Annotated in this window: 15 protein-coding genes and 2 pseudogenes; 11 read left to right on the forward strand and 6 right to left on the reverse strand. The window is 73.0% G+C overall.

Annotated elements, in window-relative coordinates; all coding sequences use genetic code 11:
* Positions 1-47: 47 nt before the first annotated feature.
* A complete protein-coding gene (locus ACNYS0_RS31285) occupies positions 48-728 on the reverse strand; it encodes a hypothetical protein (RefSeq protein ID WP_422478299.1) in 681 nt (226 codons plus the stop codon).
* Positions 729-904: 176 nt separating this feature from the next.
* Between ACNYS0_RS31285 and aroH the strand changes: the two genes are divergently transcribed.
* From aroH to der, 5 genes are all read left to right on the forward strand, one after another.
* On the forward strand, positions 905-1,267 hold the full coding sequence (gene aroH, locus ACNYS0_RS31290; protein ID WP_422478301.1) for a chorismate mutase: 363 nt from the start codon (positions 905-907) through the stop codon (positions 1,265-1,267).
* On the forward strand, positions 1,264-2,349 hold the full coding sequence (locus tag ACNYS0_RS31295) for a prephenate dehydrogenase (protein WP_422478303.1): 1,086 nt from the start codon (positions 1,264-1,266) through the stop codon (positions 2,347-2,349). The genes aroH and ACNYS0_RS31295 overlap by 4 nt, the downstream gene beginning before the upstream one ends.
* A 113-nt stretch (positions 2,350-2,462) precedes the next feature.
* Positions 2,463-3,155 carry a (d)CMP kinase gene (gene cmk, locus ACNYS0_RS31300; protein WP_422478305.1) on the forward strand — a complete coding sequence of 231 codons (693 nt, stop codon included), beginning with the start codon at positions 2,463-2,465 and terminating at the stop codon, positions 3,153-3,155.
* Entirely contained in the window at positions 3,152-3,799 is a 648-nt protein-coding gene (locus ACNYS0_RS31305) for a lysophospholipid acyltransferase family protein (RefSeq protein WP_422478307.1), read from the forward strand. Before cmk ends, ACNYS0_RS31305 begins: the two co-directional genes overlap by 4 nt.
* A gap of 81 nt (positions 3,800-3,880) precedes the next feature.
* Complete coding sequence (gene der / locus ACNYS0_RS31310) at positions 3,881-5,356, forward strand: ribosome biogenesis GTPase Der (RefSeq protein WP_385765043.1); 1,476 nt, start codon at positions 3,881-3,883, stop codon at positions 5,354-5,356.
* Positions 5,357-5,438: 82 nt separating this feature from the next.
* On the opposite strand, the gene ACNYS0_RS31315 is transcribed toward der, so the two are convergent.
* A complete protein-coding gene (locus ACNYS0_RS31315) occupies positions 5,439-5,726 on the reverse strand; it encodes a hypothetical protein (protein WP_422478309.1) in 288 nt (95 codons plus the stop codon).
* A gap of 205 nt (positions 5,727-5,931) precedes the next feature.
* On the reverse strand, positions 5,932-6,729 hold the full coding sequence (locus ACNYS0_RS31320) for a hypothetical protein (protein WP_422478311.1): 798 nt from the start codon (positions 6,727-6,729) through the stop codon (positions 5,932-5,934).
* A 400-nt stretch (positions 6,730-7,129) separates the two neighbouring features.
* Here ACNYS0_RS31320 and ACNYS0_RS31325 point away from each other — a divergent pair, with 400 nt between their 5' ends.
* Positions 7,130-7,780 (forward strand): LysM peptidoglycan-binding domain-containing protein, encoded by a 651-nt coding sequence (locus ACNYS0_RS31325; RefSeq protein ID WP_422478313.1) that lies wholly within the window; start codon positions 7,130-7,132, stop codon positions 7,778-7,780.
* 110 nt (positions 7,781-7,890) lie between these two features.
* A pseudogene (locus ACNYS0_RS31330) lies at positions 7,891-8,196 on the forward strand (transglycosylase family protein); the annotation flags it as partial.
* A gap of 303 nt (positions 8,197-8,499) precedes the next feature.
* On the opposite strand, the pseudogene ACNYS0_RS31335 reads toward ACNYS0_RS31330, so the two are convergent.
* From ACNYS0_RS31335 to ACNYS0_RS31345, 3 genes and pseudogenes are all read right to left on the reverse strand, one after another.
* Positions 8,500-9,150: pseudogene (locus ACNYS0_RS31335) on the reverse strand (ATP-binding cassette domain-containing protein); the annotation flags it as partial.
* Complete coding sequence (locus ACNYS0_RS31340) at positions 9,147-11,693, reverse strand: ABC transporter permease subunit (protein WP_422478315.1); 2,547 nt, start codon at positions 11,691-11,693, stop codon at positions 9,147-9,149. The gene ACNYS0_RS31340 and the pseudogene ACNYS0_RS31335, both read right to left, overlap by 4 nt.
* 12 nt (positions 11,694-11,705) lie before the next feature.
* Entirely contained in the window at positions 11,706-12,170 is a 465-nt protein-coding gene (locus ACNYS0_RS31345) for a hypothetical protein (protein ID WP_422478317.1), read from the reverse strand.
* 166 nt (positions 12,171-12,336) lie between these two features.
* Here ACNYS0_RS31345 and ACNYS0_RS31350 point away from each other — a divergent pair, with 166 nt between their 5' ends.
* The 4 genes from ACNYS0_RS31350 to ACNYS0_RS31365 all read left to right on the forward strand — a co-directional run bounded on the left by ACNYS0_RS31350 (position 12,337) and on the right by ACNYS0_RS31365 (position 16,426).
* Entirely contained in the window at positions 12,337-12,909 is a 573-nt protein-coding gene (locus ACNYS0_RS31350; protein ID WP_422478319.1) for an MTB12 C-terminal domain-containing protein, read from the forward strand.
* Entirely contained in the window at positions 12,884-14,173 is a 1,290-nt protein-coding gene (locus tag ACNYS0_RS31355; RefSeq protein WP_422478321.1) for an ABC transporter substrate-binding protein, read from the forward strand. Before ACNYS0_RS31350 ends, ACNYS0_RS31355 begins: the two co-directional genes overlap by 26 nt.
* Positions 14,174-14,339: 166 nt before the next feature.
* The gene (locus tag ACNYS0_RS31360) at positions 14,340-15,587 is read left to right on the forward strand and encodes a glycosyltransferase family 4 protein (protein WP_422478323.1); all 1,248 of its coding nucleotides are present in this window, start codon (positions 14,340-14,342) and stop codon (positions 15,585-15,587) included.
* 56 nt (positions 15,588-15,643) lie between these two features.
* The gene (locus ACNYS0_RS31365) at positions 15,644-16,426 is read left to right on the forward strand and encodes a hypothetical protein (protein WP_422478325.1); all 783 of its coding nucleotides are present in this window, start codon (positions 15,644-15,646) and stop codon (positions 16,424-16,426) included.
* Positions 16,427-16,430 lie beyond the last annotated feature (4 nt).

Here is a 16,430-nt window from a genome sequence, read left to right on the forward strand (position 1 = left end):
GGGACCCCTCTCTGAACCCTCTGGCTCGGAACGGCTCTGCGTGCCGTTCAGGGGACGACCGGGCGGGCCGTCAGACGGTCGCCGTCGACCGTGACGCCACCCGTGTCCGGATCGATGCGCGGCGCGGCGGACGGCTTGTCGTCGCGGCGCACGATGCCCACCTGGCGGCCGTCGGGCAGCACGATCCAGCCGCCGTCGATCTTCGCGCCGCGCACCTCGGTGGTCGCCCGGTACAGGCCGGACGGCTTGACGGCCTTCTTCGCCGTGAAGCCGTAGGGGTGCTGGTCGATGGTCGTGGTGCCGCGGACCCGGTCGCCGGTGAGCCGGCCCTCCAGCTTCGCGCCGTGCTTGCCGGACAGCTTCATCCCGCCGTCGTCCTCGACGTTCCCCTTCAGCCACGACTCCTTGGAGCGGCCGTCGCAGAAGTAGGCGATCGCCTTGTCGCCTCGGACGGAGATGGAGATCGCGGACGTGTCGTCGTCGGTGCGGCCCGCGTAGCTGGTCTTGGGGCGGGCCGACCGCGTCGGGCTCGCCTCCGGAGGCTTCGCGGATTTCGACGGCGACGGGCGCGCCTTCGAGGGCGACGCGGAGGCGGACGGCGTGACCTTCGCCGCGGGAGCCTTCCCGTACGACGACGTGCCCTCGCCCGTCGTCGCGTTGAGCGACAGCATGAACAGGCCGAGGGCCAGTCCGGCGAGCAAGGTGAACAGCGGGCCCGAGCGCTTCATGACCGGGCCTCCCCCCGAGGCGGCAGCGGTACCGCCTCCATGCAAGCAGCTCCGGCCGGGTGGCGACAGGGGCCGGTCGGGCCGTCTCGGCAGTCGGGCGCCGCGCACCCGCGTCCGCCGCCTTGATTACGCTGGTCTCCTATCCAATTGCGTGTACGTGGAAAAGGGGCAGTGACGTGGCGGTACGAGCGGTCCGGGGCGCCGTCCAACTCGAACGGGACGAGGCCGGGCACATGGACGATCAGGTGAGCGAGCTGCTCACGGCCGTCCTTGAGCGCAACGAGCTGACCGCCGACGACCTGATCTCCATCTGGTTCACGGCCACCCCCGATCTGCACTCCGACTTCCCGGCGGCCGCCGCGCGTAAGCTCGGCATCGTCGACGTGCCCCTGATCTGCGCGCAGGAACTCGACATCGCCGGCGCCCTGCCGCGCGTCGTCCGGATCCTCGCCCACATCGAGACCGAGCGGACCAAGGCCGAGGTCGCGCACGTCTACCTCGGCGCCGCGGCCACCCTCCGCAAGGACATCGCCCAGTGAGAACCGCCCTCGTCATCGGCACCGGCCTGATCGGCACCTCCGCCGCCCTGGCCCTGGCCTCGCGCGGCGTCACCGTGCACCTCGCCGACCACGACCCCGGGCAGGCCCGCACCGCCGCCGCGCTCGGCGCCGGGACCGACGAGGTGCCCGAGGGACCCGTCGACCTGTGCATCGTGGCGGTGCCGCCCGCGCACGTCGCCGCGCAGCTCGCCGACGCGATGCGCCGGGGCCTCGCCCGGGCCTACATCGACGTCGCCAGCGTCAAGGGCGGCCCGCGCCGCGAGCTGGAGGAGCTGGGCCTCGACCTCACCCCGTACATCGGCACGCACCCGATGTCGGGCCGTGAGCGCAGCGGTCCGCTCGCCGCCAGCGCCGACCTCTTCGAGGGGCGGCCCTGGGTGCTGACCCCGACCCGGGACACGGACACCGAGGTCCTGAACCTCGCCCTGGAACTGGTCGCCCTGTGCCGGGCCGTCCCGGTCGTGATGGACTCCGACGCCCACGACCGGGCCGTCGCGCTCGTCTCGCACATGCCGCACCTGGTCTCCAGCATGGTCGCGGCCCGCCTGGAGCACGCCGAGGAGGCCGCCGTACGGCTGTGCGGGCAGGGCATCCGGGACGTGACGCGGATCGCGGCCTCGGACCCGCGGATGTGGATCGACATCCTCTCCGCGAACCCGGGCCCGGTCGCCGACCTGCTCTCCGCCGTCGCGGGCGACCTGGAGGAGACGGTGCAGTCCCTGCGCTCCCTCCAGTCCTCCGACGACGCCAAGCGCCGCGAGGGCGTGGACGGCGTCGAGACGATGCTGCGGCGGGGCAACGCGGGCCAGTCCCGGGTCCCCGGCAAGCACGGCGCGGCCCCGGCGGCGTACGAGATCGTGGCCGTCCTCATCTCCGACCAGCCGGGCGAGCTGGCGCGGATCTTCGCCGACGCGGGCGCGGCCGGCGTGAACATCGAGGACGTGCGGATCGAGCACGCGACCGGGCAGCAGGCCGGATTCGTCCAGCTCATGGTGCAGCCGGCGCAGGCGCCGAAGCTGGCCGCCGCGCTGCGCGAGCGCGGCTGGGCGATGCGCCAGTAACGAGGCCGGTGGAGGCACGTAAGAAGGGGTCTTCCGGAGCCAGTAACCTTGTACGGGGCGCTTCCGCGCCCCGTACCCATGCCCCCGTGCACTGAGAAAGGTGTCCGTCACCTATGGAAACCGCCGCGACCGCCGCCGCAGCAGTGATCGTCGCCATCGACGGACCCTCCGGCACGGGCAAGTCGAGCACCTCCAAGGCCGTCGCCGGCCAGCTCGGCCTGAGCTACCTGGACACCGGCGCCCAGTACCGGGCGATCACCTGGTGGATGGTGAACAACGGCATCGACCTGGACGACCCGTCCGCGATCGCCGCCGTCGCCGGCAAGGCCGACATCGTCTCCGGCACCGACCCGGCCGCCCCCACCATCACGGTGGACGGCACGGACGTGTCCGCCCCGATCCGCACCGGCGAGGTCACCTCCAAGGTCAGCGCCGTCAGCGCCGTCCCCGAGGTGCGCGCCCGGATCACCGAGCTCCAGCGCACCATCGCGCTCGGCGCCGAGAAGGGCATCGTCGTCGAGGGCCGCGACATCGGTACGACCGTGCTGCCCGACGCCGACCTGAAGATCTTCCTCACCGCCTCGCCCGAGGCCCGCGCCGCCCGCCGCTCCGGCGAGCTCAAGGGCTCCGACGTGAAGGCCACGCAGGAGGCCCTGGTCGCCCGCGACAAGGCCGACTCCAGCCGCAAGACGTCGCCGCTGGCCAAGGCCGACGACGCCGTCGAGGTCGACACCAGCGACCTCACGCTCCAGCAGGTCATCGAGTGCGTCGTCACCCTCGTCGAGGAGAAGCGGGACTCGAAGTGACCCAAGCGCCTTCCGAGCGGGGCGCCGAGGTCGGTCGGCGCATCGGCGTCGGCCTCATGTACGGGCTGTGGAAGCCGCGGGTCCTGGGATCCTGGCGGGTCCCCGCGACCGGCCCGGTGATCCTCGCCGTGAACCACTCCCACAACATCGACGGCCCCATGGTCATGGGCGTCGCTCCGCGCCCGACGCACTTCCTGATCAAGCAGGAGGCGTTCGTCGGACCGCTCGGGCCCTTCCTCGACGGGATCGGGCAGGTGAAGGTCGACCGCACCAGCGCGGACCGTACGGCCATCACGCGGGCGCTCGGCGTCCTGGCCGACGGCGGCGTCCTCGGGATCTTCCCTGAGGGCACGCGCGGCGAGGGCGACTTCGCGTCGCTGCGGGCCGGACTCTCGTACTTCGCGGTGCGCAGCGGGGCGCCGATCGTCCCGGTCGCGGTGCTGGGAAGCACGGAGCGCCCGGGACGGTTGATAAAGAAGCTGCCCCCGCTCAGGAGCCGGGTCGACGTCGTCTTCGGCGACCCCTTCGAAGCGGGCGACGGCAGCGGGCGGCGTACGCGCAAGGCGCTCGACGAGGCGACCGTGCGCATCCAGGAGCGGCTCACCGCCCACCTGGACAACGCCAGGCGCCTGACCGGGCGCTGAGCGAGACTTTCAGTAGTGCGGCTTTCCTGACACGAGGCGGGCGCACCGATCACCACGAATGAACGACGAGGTACGGACTTCATGAACGACCAGATCCAGCCCGAGGGCTCCCCGGAACACGAGCACGGGGAGCTGGGCGACGCTGAGTACGCGGAGTTCATGGAGCTCGCCGCGGAGGAGGGCTTCGACCTCGAGGACGTCGAGGGCGCGCTCGACGCCGCGGGCCACGGGCCGCTGCCCGTCCTCGCCGTCGTCGGCCGACCGAATGTCGGCAAGTCGACCCTGGTGAACCGCATCATCGGCCGCCGCGAGGCCGTCGTCGAGGACAAGCCCGGCGTCACCCGCGACCGCGTCACCTACGAGGCCGAATGGGCCGGCCGCCGCTTCAAGGTCGTCGACACCGGCGGCTGGGAGCAGGACGTGCTCGGCATCGACGCCTCCGTGGCCGCGCAGGCCGAGTACGCGATCGAGGCCTCCGACGCCGTCGTCTTCGTCGTCGACGCCAAGGTCGGTGTCACCGACACCGACGAGGCCGTCGTGCGCCTGCTGCGCAAGGCCAACAAGCCCGTCGTGCTCTGCGCCAACAAGGTCGACGGCCCGAGCGGCGAGGCCGACGCCTCGTACCTGTGGTCCCTCGGCATCGGCGAGCCGCACCCGGTCTCCTCGCTGCACGGCCGCGGCACCGGCGACATGCTGGACGCCGTCCTGGAGGCCCTGCCCGAGGCCCCGCAGCAGAGCTTCGGCGGCGCGGGACTCGGCGGTCCGCGCCGGATCGCCCTGATCGGCCGCCCGAACGTCGGCAAGTCCTCGCTCCTGAACAAGGTGGCCGACGAGGACCGCGTCGTCGTCAACGAGCTGGCGGGCACCACCCGCGACCCGGTCGACGAGCTGATCGAGCTCGGCGGCGTCACCTGGAAGTTCGTCGACACGGCGGGCATCCGCAAGCGCGTCCACCTCCAGCAGGGCGCCGACTACTACGCCTCGCTGCGCACCGCCGCGGCCGTGGAGAAGGCGGAGGTCGCGGTCATCCTGATCGACGCCTCCGAGTCGATCTCCATCCAGGACCAGCGGATCGTGACGATGGCGGTCGAGGCGGGCCGCGCGATCGTCCTCGCGTTCAACAAGTGGGACACCCTCGACGAGGAGCGCCGCTACTACCTGGAGCGCGAGATCGAGACCGAGCTCGGCCAGGTCGCCTGGGCGCCCCGGGTGAACGTCTCGGCGCGCACGGGCCGCCACATGGAGAAGCTCGTCCCCGCGATCGAGACGGCCCTGGAGGGCTGGGAGACGCGCATCCCGACGGGCCGGCTCAACGCCTTCCTCGGCGAGCTCGTCGCCTCCCACCCGCACCCGGTGCGCGGCGGCAAGCAGCCCCGCATCCTGTTCGGCACGCAGGCCGCCTCCAAGCCGCCGCGGTTCGTGCTCTTCGCCTCCGGCTTCATCGAGCACGGCTACCGGCGCTTCATCGAGCGCCGCCTGCGCGAGGAGTTCGGCTTCGAGGGCACGCCGATCCACATCTCCGTGCGTGTGCGGGAGAAGCGCGGCAAGAAGAAGTAGTCCTGCTCCGGCAGGAGCTCGGGCGAACGCCGCCGGTGGAGAGATCCACTCGGCGGCGTTTTTCTGTGCGGGGCGGGGGAGGTCAGTGCTCCCGGCGCGGCCCCGGCGGCAGGGCCGCGGGGAAGTGCCGTCCCGTGGCGTGCTGCGGGGGGTACGGCTGCCAGCGCGGCGGATGGTGCGGGCGCGGACCGTGGAGCGGGTCGAAGCCCCTGAACCCGAGGTCCTCCTCGCCGCTGCGGTCGCCGGGCAGCGTCCGGAAGGAGCGGCGCCACTCCGCGTACAGGGCGTCGTAGATCGGGGTCACCGATGGACCGCTCCCGGCGTAACCGCCCGCGGCACGGCCGCCCGGCTGGTCCTCTGCGGGGCGCATCGACGGGATGGGGTTCTGATACGGCTGGTGCCGTCGGGACGAAGGGGCGGAACCGGGCGCGGGGGATGAGGTCGGGTCGTATGGGTGCACGTATGTGCCAACGAACCGGGCCCCCGACGGATGCGCCCTTGGCCTGCGCTGTTGCGGGCTGTCAGCGGTGTGACCGGCGCATTCGTGGGGGCCCGTGGGGTGCGGCCGGGCCGGCTCAGGTGCCGGCGAGCGGCATCGCGGCGGCCACCAGGCGGCCGTTCGCCGCGGCCTTGTCGAGGGCCTGACGGAGCAGGTCCTCGCGCGGCTGGTGGCCGATCGAACCGGCGGAGGCGGCGAAGACGAGCACCGTCTGCGTCTTGTTCGCCGCGGTCCGCCAGCCCTCCGTCACCTGGAGCGGCTGGTGCGCCTGCCACCAGGCGACCTGGGCGGGGGAGCCTCCGGTGCCGGGCTGGAGGATCGCGTGCAGCTGGCCCATGGCGAGCAGCACGGACCAGCCGCCGAGGACCGAGGGGACCCCGTCGAGCGTGGTGGCCGGCATGAAGCCCTGCTCGATCAGGAGCGGCAGGAAGTCGTCCCCGTCCGTGGTCGTGCCGGGGCGGGCGATGGGGCCCGTCGGCTCGACGACGAGCGCGGGGTGCGTCGTGTCGCCGATCAGGACGAGGCCGCTGGTGACGCCGAGCACGGCCTGCGAGGGCGCGGCGGGGGCGCCTTCGTCCGGCTGCGCGGCCGCGGCGTCCTGGCCGCCGATGGACTGCACGGCGCCCTGCAACTGGTCCTCCGCGACCTGGACGACCTGCGAGGGCAGGCAGGAGGCGTGGGCGAAGGCGAGCACGGCGGTCTCGTCGCCGACGAACAGGACGGTGCTGGTCGGCTGCTGCTGCGAGTCGCCCGGCGTGCGGCAGGAGGTGCAGTCGTAGCTGCCGGGGGCGTTGTCGCCGGCCATCAGGCGGTCGGCTTCTTCGTCGCCGATCTCGGCGCGTACGTCGTTGCTGACGTCGAGCAAGCGAGGCACGGGGACTCCTCAGGGATCTGTTGGACCGATCGGGGTGATCGGCCACGGTCAGGCGAGTGCTTATGAAGGGACAACGGATGATCTGTGTCCTCGGTCACGCCCGGATCGGAACGGAATCACCTCATCCGGCGCACACCGTGAACGACCGCCCGGAATCCGTCACTCCCCGCCAACTTGTTGGTTTTCCAAGGAAGTTGGGTCGGTGAAGTGGGTCACAGATCATCGGGGCGACAGGTCGACAAATACTGAAATCCTTGTATCTATCGGTTGGCCTGAAATCGCCGATACTCCGGGTAACGGCGAACTGGCCTGGCGGGACGGACCGTTGGTTGCCGCGGCCGTCGTGGGCTGCCTAGATTCCACCGCCGTCCGCAACGAGCAGTCCACGAGAGGGATTCTCATGTCCGCGCCGATTCGTACGGCACGCACGACAACGGCTCGCACGACAGCGGTCTTCGCCGGGGTGGCCCTCGCCGCCCCACTCGGTCTCCTCGCCCTCGCCGGCCCCGCCCCAGCGGCGGACGGCGGCGTCTGGGACCGCATCGCCCGCTGCGAGAGCGGCGGCAACTGGCACACCAACACCGGGAACGGCTACTACGGCGGCCTCCAGTTCTCGGCGGGCACCTGGCGCGCGTACGGCGGCGGGGCCTACGCGGCGACCGCCGACCGGGCCAGCAAGGGGCAGCAGATCGCCGTCGCCACCAAGGTGCAGCGCGCGCAGGGCTGGGGCGCCTGGCCCACGTGTGCGGCACGGGCCGGGGCGTACGGCAGCGCGCCGGGCGTGCAGTCGGCCCCCCAGGCGGCCCCGAAGGCGGCGCCCAAGGCCGCGCAGAAGCCGGCTCCCAAGCTCGCGCAGAAGCCGCGCACTTCAGGCCACACCGACCGCGGCGCCACCCGGCGCGGCGGCTACGTCGTCCGCGGCGGCGACACCCTCGGCCGCATCGCCGCCGCCCACGGCACCACCTGGCAGCGCCTGTACGCCGCGAACCGGGCGGTGATCGGCGGCGACCCGGACCTGATCATGCCGGGACAGCGGCTGCTGCTGCGCTGACCGCACGTGCGCCACGCGGCCCCGCCCGGTCCGCCGACCGGGTGGGGCCGCACGGCGGGCGCGGCGCGGCACGACGGGCGGCCGCGCGCCGGCTGCCTAGCGTCCGCGCTATGCACCTGAGCGCTACGTTTCCGAAGGCGCACGGCCCGCGGCGGTGGACGGCGGCCCTGCTGGGCGTGCTGCTCGCCCTGACCGCGCTGCCGGCCCTCGCCGCGAGGGCGGACGCCGCCGAACCGCACGACTGCGCCAAGACCGAGTGGCCGTGGTCCTGCCTCGCGGAGTGCGAGAGTGGCGGCGACTGGGACGAGAACACCGGCAACTCCTTCTACGGGGGGCTCCAGTTCCGGCAGTCCACCTGGGAGGAGCACGGCGGCCTCCAGTACGCGCCGCGCGCCGACCTCGCGACCCGCGCCGAACAGATCAAGGTCGCGGAGGAGGTGCTGCGCACCCAGGGCTGGGAGGCGTGGCCGGTCTGCTCCAAGCGGTACGGGCTCAAGGGCCGCGTCCACGTGGTGCAGCGCGGCGACACGCTGGCATCCATCGCGCGGCGCTTCGAGGTGCAGGGCGGCGCACAGGCGCTCTACAAGGCCAACCGCGACGTGATCGGCCCGCACCCGGACCGGCTCGACGAGGGGACGACGCTGGTCATCCCCGAGCCGGGGGAGCCGACGGGGCGACGGGCTCGTCGGGCTGACCGGGGACGGCCGGTGCGGCGGGTCCTCGGTGGCCTCGCCCCGGAAGACGACCGCGCCGCGACCGAGTTCGTACACGAATACGGGCGTCCCGCGCAGGCCGGGCGGCAGGCGCTGTTCGGCGAGGACCACGCAGGCGTCGAGCGCGCGCAGGAGGGCGTAGGTGCGGGCGGCGACCGGCGGGGCCATGCCCTGGGTGGGCTCGTCGACGAGGACGACGCGGGCGCGGGAGACCAGGGCCCGCGAGACGGCGAGCATCCGCTGCTCGCCGCCGGAGAGGGTGCCGGCGCGGCGGGCGAGGTGGGGGCGCAGCTCGGGGTAGGCGTCGAGGGCGGCGCCGAAGTCCCGTTCGTGCGCGGCAAGGCGGAGGTTCTCGGCGACCGTGAGCCCGGCGAAGACGGCCTGCCGGTCGGGTACGAAACGCAGACCCGCGGCCGCGCGGGCATGGGCGGTGTGCCGGGTGACGTCGGCCCCGTCCCAGATCACGGACCCGGCGGCGAGCCGCACGGTGCCGGCGAGGGCGCGCAGGGCGGTGCTGCGGCCGGAGCCGTTCGGCCCGAGCAGCACGGTGAGCGCGCGGGCGGGGGCGGCCAGGGTGACGCCGTGCAGCGCTTCCAGGGGGCCGTAGCGGACGCGGGCGTCGCGCAGCTGGATGCCGCCGCCCGAGGTGGACGTCATGAGGGCTCCGGGGCGCGTTCGAGGACGGAGTCCGGGGCGCCCGAGCTCACGATGCGGCCAGCCGCCATCACGTGCACGGTGTCCGCGAGTTCGGCGACGAGGTCCAGGTCGTGCTCGACGACGAGCACGGCGACGCCGTCGGCGGCGAGCGCCCCCAGCAGGCGGGCGAGGGCGGCGACCTCGGCGGGGTCGAGCCCGGCGGTCGGTTCGTCGAGCAGGAGTACGTGCGGGTCGCCGGCCAGCGCGCGGGCCAGTTCGACCCGGCGCAACGTTCCGGTGGGCAGCCCGTCCGTCTCCTGCCCGCCCCGCAGGCCGAACAGCCGCGTCATCCGCTCCACGGCCGCCGGGTCCCGTACGCGGCCCTGCTCGGCGCCGACCCGGATGTTCTCGGCCACGGTCAACGAGGGGAAGACGACCAGCTGTTGGAAGGTGCGGGCGATGCCGAGACCGGTGCGGGTGTGGGCGGGGAGGCGGGTGATGTCCCGTGGGCCGAGCCGGATTCGGCCGGCGGCGGGCCGGATCGTTCCGGCGAGACAGTGGAACAGGGTGCTTTTTCCTGCGCCGTTGGGCCCCACGATGGCGGTGACCGTGCCACTCCGGAGGCGGATGGTGGTGTCCTGGAGGACGGGGTGGGTGTTGTAGGTGACGGTGAGGCCGGTGGCGGTGAGGGCGGTGGGTTTCGGTTGGTGTTCTGTTGCGGTCGGCCGGTCCCACGTCTCGGGGCTCTGCCCCGGACCCCGCGCCTCAATCGCCGGCGGGGCTTTAACGGCCGGCTCAATCGCCGCAGGGGCTTGGAAGATCCGGCCCACCAGCACCGCCAGTACGCCGATCACCAGCGCGGCCACCCCGCCCCGGGCCCCCGCGTCCAGGCCCACCAGGAGGCCCGCCCCGATGAGCGCGCCGAACGGGGAGTCCGCGCCCAGGACCACCACCGCCGCGAACCACAGCAGGCCCCGCACGGGGTCGTACGCCGACGGGTCGAAGGAGCGCAGGCCGAGGGTGAGGAGCCCGCCTCCCAGTGCCGCGAGTCCCGCCCCCACCACGAACACCGCGACCTTGAGGCCCGGCACCCCGACCCCCGCCGCCGAGGCCCCCGCCTCGTGGTCCCGGACCGCCGCGAGCGCCCGGCCCACGCGTCCCCGGCGCAGGGCCGCCACGACCGCCAATGCCCCGAGCAGCAGCGCGAGTTCGAGGACGTAGAACGCCCTGTCGTCGCCGAAGCCCGCGGGGCGCGACGGAGTGGGGCCCGACGTCGCGTACGGCTGCGCGAACACGAATCGGCTCACCCCGACCCCCACCGCGAACGTCGCGAGCGCCAGGGCGAGACCGTGCCGCCCGATGGCGGGGGCGGCGGTCAGCAGGCCGAGTGGTGCCACCATCACCACGGCCGCCAAGAGGGCGAGCAGGCCGGGGAGTTGGGGGAGGCCCGGGAAGTGGCCCGTCGTCAGAAGCGCGGCGAACAGTGCTCCAAGGCCAGCGAATGCCCCTTGCCCCAGCGCGAGTTGGCCCGCCCTTCCCGTCACCACCACCAAGGAGAGGAGGATCAGCGCCAGCGCCGGGACCTGGATCGACGTCCGCAGGTCCGAGCCCGCGAACCCGAGCGGCAGCAGGAACAGCACCCCCGCCACCAGCCAGGCACCCCGCGGGGCGGCCCGTGTCCTGCGGGTCACCGTCGTCGGCAGCGCACCCCTCCCGCCGACGCCCGGCAGCGCGAGCGCCGCGACCAGCAGCGCCACCACGAACAGGTTCGCCCCCACCGCCTGGACGAGCGGCTCGGCCCAGCCGCCCGGATGCAGCCGCGTCAACTGGCTCTGCGCGACCCCGATCGCGAGCGCCGCCCCCACCGCCACCCCGAGCCGCCGCATGCCCGCCGCGACCGCCACCGCCACGACCTCCATCACCAGCAACGGCAGGCCGTACGGGTCGAGGCGCACGGAGGGGGCGAGCAGCACCCCCGTCAGACCCGCCGTGAACGTGCCGAAGGCCCAGCCCGCCGCCGCGACGCGGTCCGCGTCGATCCCGCCGAGCACGGCCAGTGGACGGTTGTCGACGACCGCCCGCAGCTCACCGCCGAACCGCGTCCAGCGCGTCACCGCCCACACCGCGACCCCGATCGCGCAGGCCGCCGCGAGCTGCCCCCACGGCTCCCCGGGGAGCAGCGTCGGCGCGTCCTCCTGCGCACCCGTGCCCCACAGCAGCGCCGCCGCGCCGACCAGGAGGACGAACACGCCGATGGACGCCACGAGGGTGCGCGCCGGATCGTTCCCTGTGAGGGCCAGCGGCCTGAACACCCAGCGTTCCAGGGCGAGTCCGACCCCCGGCGCCACCACCAGGAGCACCAGAGCCGCGGCCACCCACAGCGGCACCTTCCACGCCACCACCAACTGCCGCAGCAGATAGGCGCAGAGCATGGCGACCGCGCCGTGCGCGAAGTTGAGGACGCCCGTCGCCCGGTGGGTGACGATCAGGCCGATCCCGGTGAGGGCCGCCGCCGCTCCCACCGAGAGTCCGGCGAGCGTGAGGTCGTAACTGAGGGACGACACGACCTCGGCTCCTCAACTCCCGGTGGGTGGTTCGCAGATGGGGCACGGGCCCAGGCCCGCCTCCGTGATCGTGCCCGCGTCCGCGGGCACCGCCCGCGGCTTGCCCTCCACGAGCGGGCAGTCGGCGCGGTGCCACAGCGTGCCGCCGGGCACCATGAGCAGTCGGCCGCTGGAGGCGAGCGGGGGCGCCGGAGCCGTCTCCCCGGGCGCGGGCTCGGCCGTGACCAGCAGCTCGTAGAGGCGCTCCACGCGCGAAGCGGCGAGCATGTCCTTGCCGTGCGTCAGGAGCACCGCGCCCGCGACGATCAGGGCCGCGCCCGGCACCGTGCAGGAGGCCAGATAGGGGAGCTGACGCTCGGCGAAGCGTTCGCCCGACATGCCGTACCAGCCGATCACGCAGAGCACCGCGCCGACGGCGAGCGCCGCGAGCCCCGCCCACAGGGCCGGGTGCACAGTTCGTAGTCGGGCAGTCCGCATCGCCGGCCCCCACTGGTGCGCGCGTGTGTCTGGCCTTGTCCGCCGATCGCTTGCACTATGCCTTCTGGAGTCCAACTCGGAAAGCTCCGGGGACAGTTGGCGCATCATCCTCGATCTCGTCGAGCCCGCCGGCCCCGTCCCCGGACCGACACCCGGTGGTGGCCTGATGGTTCTCGGGAGCACATCTCGCGCGGCTCGCGGACGGGGCGCGGCACTCGTCCTCGCCCTGGCCCTGGTTCTCGGCCCCGCCCTGGCGGCCTGCGGCGACGACAGCGGCGGCGACGACAGCGCCCCGCCGACGCCGGCCTCGAAGCAGCCCACGAACAAGGAACCCACGAGCGAGGAGCCCTCGTCGGCGCGGCCCGGCGGCAGCGGGCCCGCCGACCGGGCCGCCGCCGAGAAGGAGATCAGGACCAACTGGAAGAAGTTCTTCGACCCGAAGGTGTCGATGAAGGACAAGGAGGCCGTCCTGGAGGACGGCGCCAGGATGCGCCCGGTCCTGAAGGGCTTCAGCGGCGACAAGCGCGGCGGCCAGGTGGAGGCCACCGTCACCAAGGTCGCCTTCACCTCGGCGACCGCGGCCGATGTGACGTACGGCCTCGCCCTCAAGGGCGCGACGGTGCTGCCCGACGCCAAGGGGACGTCCGTCGAGCAGCGCGGCACCTGGAAGGTGTCCGTCAACACCCTGTGCGCGCTGGTGCAGTTGAGCGGGAATGCGTCGCCCGGGCCGGGCTGCTGAGGCGCTGGGCGTCCTCGCGGCGGGCCTGGCCCTGCTGGCCGTCGCGGCCTGCGGCTCCCGGCTGCCGGAGAGCGACTTCGAGGACCGCTCAGGGCCCGCGCCCCGGACCACCGCGCCGCTGCGCGTCGGCATCATCACCAGCGCCACCAGCCCCGTCGGCGGCGCCACCTTCACCGACACCCGCGACGGCGCGCAGGCGTACTTCCGGAAGCTGAACCGGCAGGGCGGCATCCAGGGGCGCCGCGTCGAGGCGCACCTGTGCGACGACGGCGGCAGCGGCGTCGGCAACACCTCCTGCGTGCACAAACTCGTCGACGAGCAGAAGGTCGTCGCCCTCGTGGCCACCACGGCGCTGGACTACGCGGGCGCGGAACGCGTCTCCCACGCGCGCGTGCCCGACATCGGCGGCCAGCCGATCGGCGCCGCCTACGACACCTATCCGCACCTGTACGGGATCTACGGCAGCCTCGCGCCGCGCGAGGGGACGCCGGGCTGGGACGGAAAGCTGTACGGCGGCACCGAGGTCTACCGCTACTTCAAGCGCGAGCACGGCGCCCGCACCGCCGCCGTCGTCTCCTACAACCAGGCCGCCTCGGCCGCGTACGCCCGGCTGGTGACGCGCGGGCTCAGGGCCGAGGGCTACCGCGTCGTCACCGAGCAGCTCGACTTCGCGCTGCCCAATTTCCGGGCCGCGGCCGCCGATCTGAAGGACGAGAAGGCCGATCTCGTCTTCGACGCCATCGACGCGCACGGCAACGCACGGCTCTGCGAGGCCATGGACCGGGCAGGCGCCCGCGTCACCGCGAAGGTCACGAACGTACAGAACTGGACCTCGACCGTCCGGACCGCCTACAAGGACGCGCCGCACTGCCGCGCCTCCCTGTGGGCGACCGGCGCGAGCCGCAACTACGAGGACACCGGGCATCCCGCGGTGCGCGCCTTCCGGGAGGCGACGAAGGGGCTGAGGACGCACTCCCAGTGGCAGCTGGAGGGCTGGGCCGCCGCCATGTGGTTCACGGACGCCGCGCGTTCCTGCCGCACCGTCACGCGCGCGTGCGTCGACCGTTTCATGGAGCGCCGCGTACGGTACTCGGCCGATGGGCTGCTGCTTCCCGTGACGTTCGCGAAGCACACGAAACCGCCGAGAACTCGAAAGACGTGCCTGTCGGTCGCGAGATGGACCGACGCGAAAGGCTGGGTCACCCAGGGCGGCGGCATGACGCACACCTGTTTTGACGTTCCGCAGCTCTCCTACCAGCCCTGACGTACCCCCTGATGGGTGATTTGGCAAGAAGGTTCCCGAAAACACCTACCAATCCGGCATCTGTTCAGGAACAAGATGGCGATGAGGAACAACCCTCGCCAGGTCATCTCCGTCTAACTACCCGGTAGGCGGAGAAGACGGACTGTTCAGACAGATACGAGGGCGCATGCAGATTTCTTTCCTGATTCACAATGCGTACGGGATCGGAGGGACGATCCGCACCACGTACAACCTTGCCAGCGCGCTTGCCGACCACCACGACGTGGAGGTCGTGTCCGTCTTCCGGCACCGGGACGAGCCGGTGTTCGCGCCGGACGCGCGCGTGCGGGTGCGTCACCTGGTCGACCTGCGCAAGGGCACCCCGGGGTACGAGGGCGACGACCCGGAGTTCCGGCGGTCCGCCTCGGTCTTCCCGCGCAGCGAGGGGCGGTACGAGCAGTACAGCGCGCTCACCGACCGGCGGATCGCCGACCACCTCGGCTCGCTGGATGCCGACGTCGTCGTCGGCACCAGGCCGGGCCTGAACGTGCACCTCGCCCGGGACACCCGGCGCGGAGTGCTGCGCGTCGGTCAGGAGCACCTCACTCTCGGCACGCACTCCACCGAGCTCCGCCGCGAACTGCGCGGCATCTACCCGCGCCTCGACGCGCTCACCACGACCACGGAGGCCGACGCGTACGCCTACCGCGAGCAGTTGCGGCTCCCCGGTGTGCGCATAGAGGCGATGCCCAACCCGGTCCCGCAGCCCGGCATCGCGCCCGCCGACGGCAGCGGGAAGTGGGTCGTCGCGGCCGGCAGGCTCGCGCCCGTGAAGCGCTACGACCTGCTGGTCCGCGCCTTCGACCAGGTGCGCGCCGAGCGGCCCGACTGGCGGCTGCGCATCTACGGCGGCGGCAAGCAGAAGGACAAGCTGCGCACGCTCATCGACGAGCTCGGCCTCTACAACCACGTCTATCTCATGGGGCCCGCCCACCCCATCGAGCCGGAGTGGGCGAAAGGTTCCCTCGCCGCCGTGACCTCGACCTACGAGTCCTTCGGCATGACGATCGTCGAGGCGATGCGCTGCGGCCTTCCGGTGGTCTCCACCGACTGCCCGCACGGCCCCGGCGAGATCATCGAGAACGGCGTGGACGGCCGGCTCGTCAAGACCGGCAGCGTCGAGGCCATCTCCGGCGGCCTGCTCGAACTCATCAACAACGACACCCTGCGCCAGGAGATGAGCGCCCGCGCCCTCAAGGGTTCCGAGCGCTTCGACCCGGCACGGATCGCCGAGCGCTACGAGGACCTGTTCGGCTCGCTCACCAGCCGCGGCGGGTCTCTCGGCCTGCTGCACCGGGCCCGCGGCTCGCTCCTCGGCGGCGCCTACGCGGTGCGCGACGCCCTCAGACCGCAGCGGAAGGGACACCCCGCATGACAGCCCCCACGGCCCCGCCCCCGCCGTGCCCCGAAGACAGCGACAGGAGCGTCCGCATGCCGCCCCGAGCCGACTGCATCGCCGACTCCGCCGGCGGGCTCACCTTCGACGTCACCGACCACGGGTCGCCCGACCCGGCCCACCTGGTGCTCGTCGACCGGGCCGCGGGGCACACGGTGCGGCTGCCGCTCACGCCGACGGGCGAGGGGCGGCTTCGTGCGTCGCTGCCGATAAGCGTCTCCCTCGCGGAGGGCCGCTGGGACGCGTACGCGCAGGTCGCGGGGGACGAGCCGGTGCGCCTCATGCCGGGCGTCAACGATCTGCGCTCCCTGGTGGACCGGGCACCGAGCGGCTCGCGGGGCTACGTCGCCGTACGCATCCCGTACGCCACCAAGCACGGCAACCTCTCCGTGCGCAGCTGGCTCCGGGCGCCGCACGCGGAGGCCGGGGAACTGCTGATCGCCGACGGCGAGTTGACCGTGCACGGGCGGATCTACGGCGCCGAGTTCACGCCGAAGGCGTACGCGGAGATCCGCTCCCGTGCGGAGCGCGGCCCCGTACTGCGCGGCGAACTTGGTTGGGAGGGAGCCCAGTTCACGCTCCGCATCGGCTACGACGAGCTGCGCGAGGGCCGTTGGGACCTGTGGCTGCGGCCCTCGGGGGACGACGGCCCCCGGGTACGGCTCGCCCGGCTGCTCGACGACATCGCGGACAAGAAGCCGATCTTCACGTACCCGCCCGTGCGGGTGACCGTCGCGGGCCGCGGCGAACTGACCGCGGAGGCCTACTACACGGGGGCCAACGACCTTTCCGTGCAGGTCGGACCGGCCCAGGACTGAGCCC

The sequence above is a fragment of the Streptomyces anthophorae genome (assembly GCF_049310305.1).
Classification (GTDB): domain Bacteria; phylum Actinomycetota; class Actinomycetes; order Streptomycetales; family Streptomycetaceae; genus Streptomyces.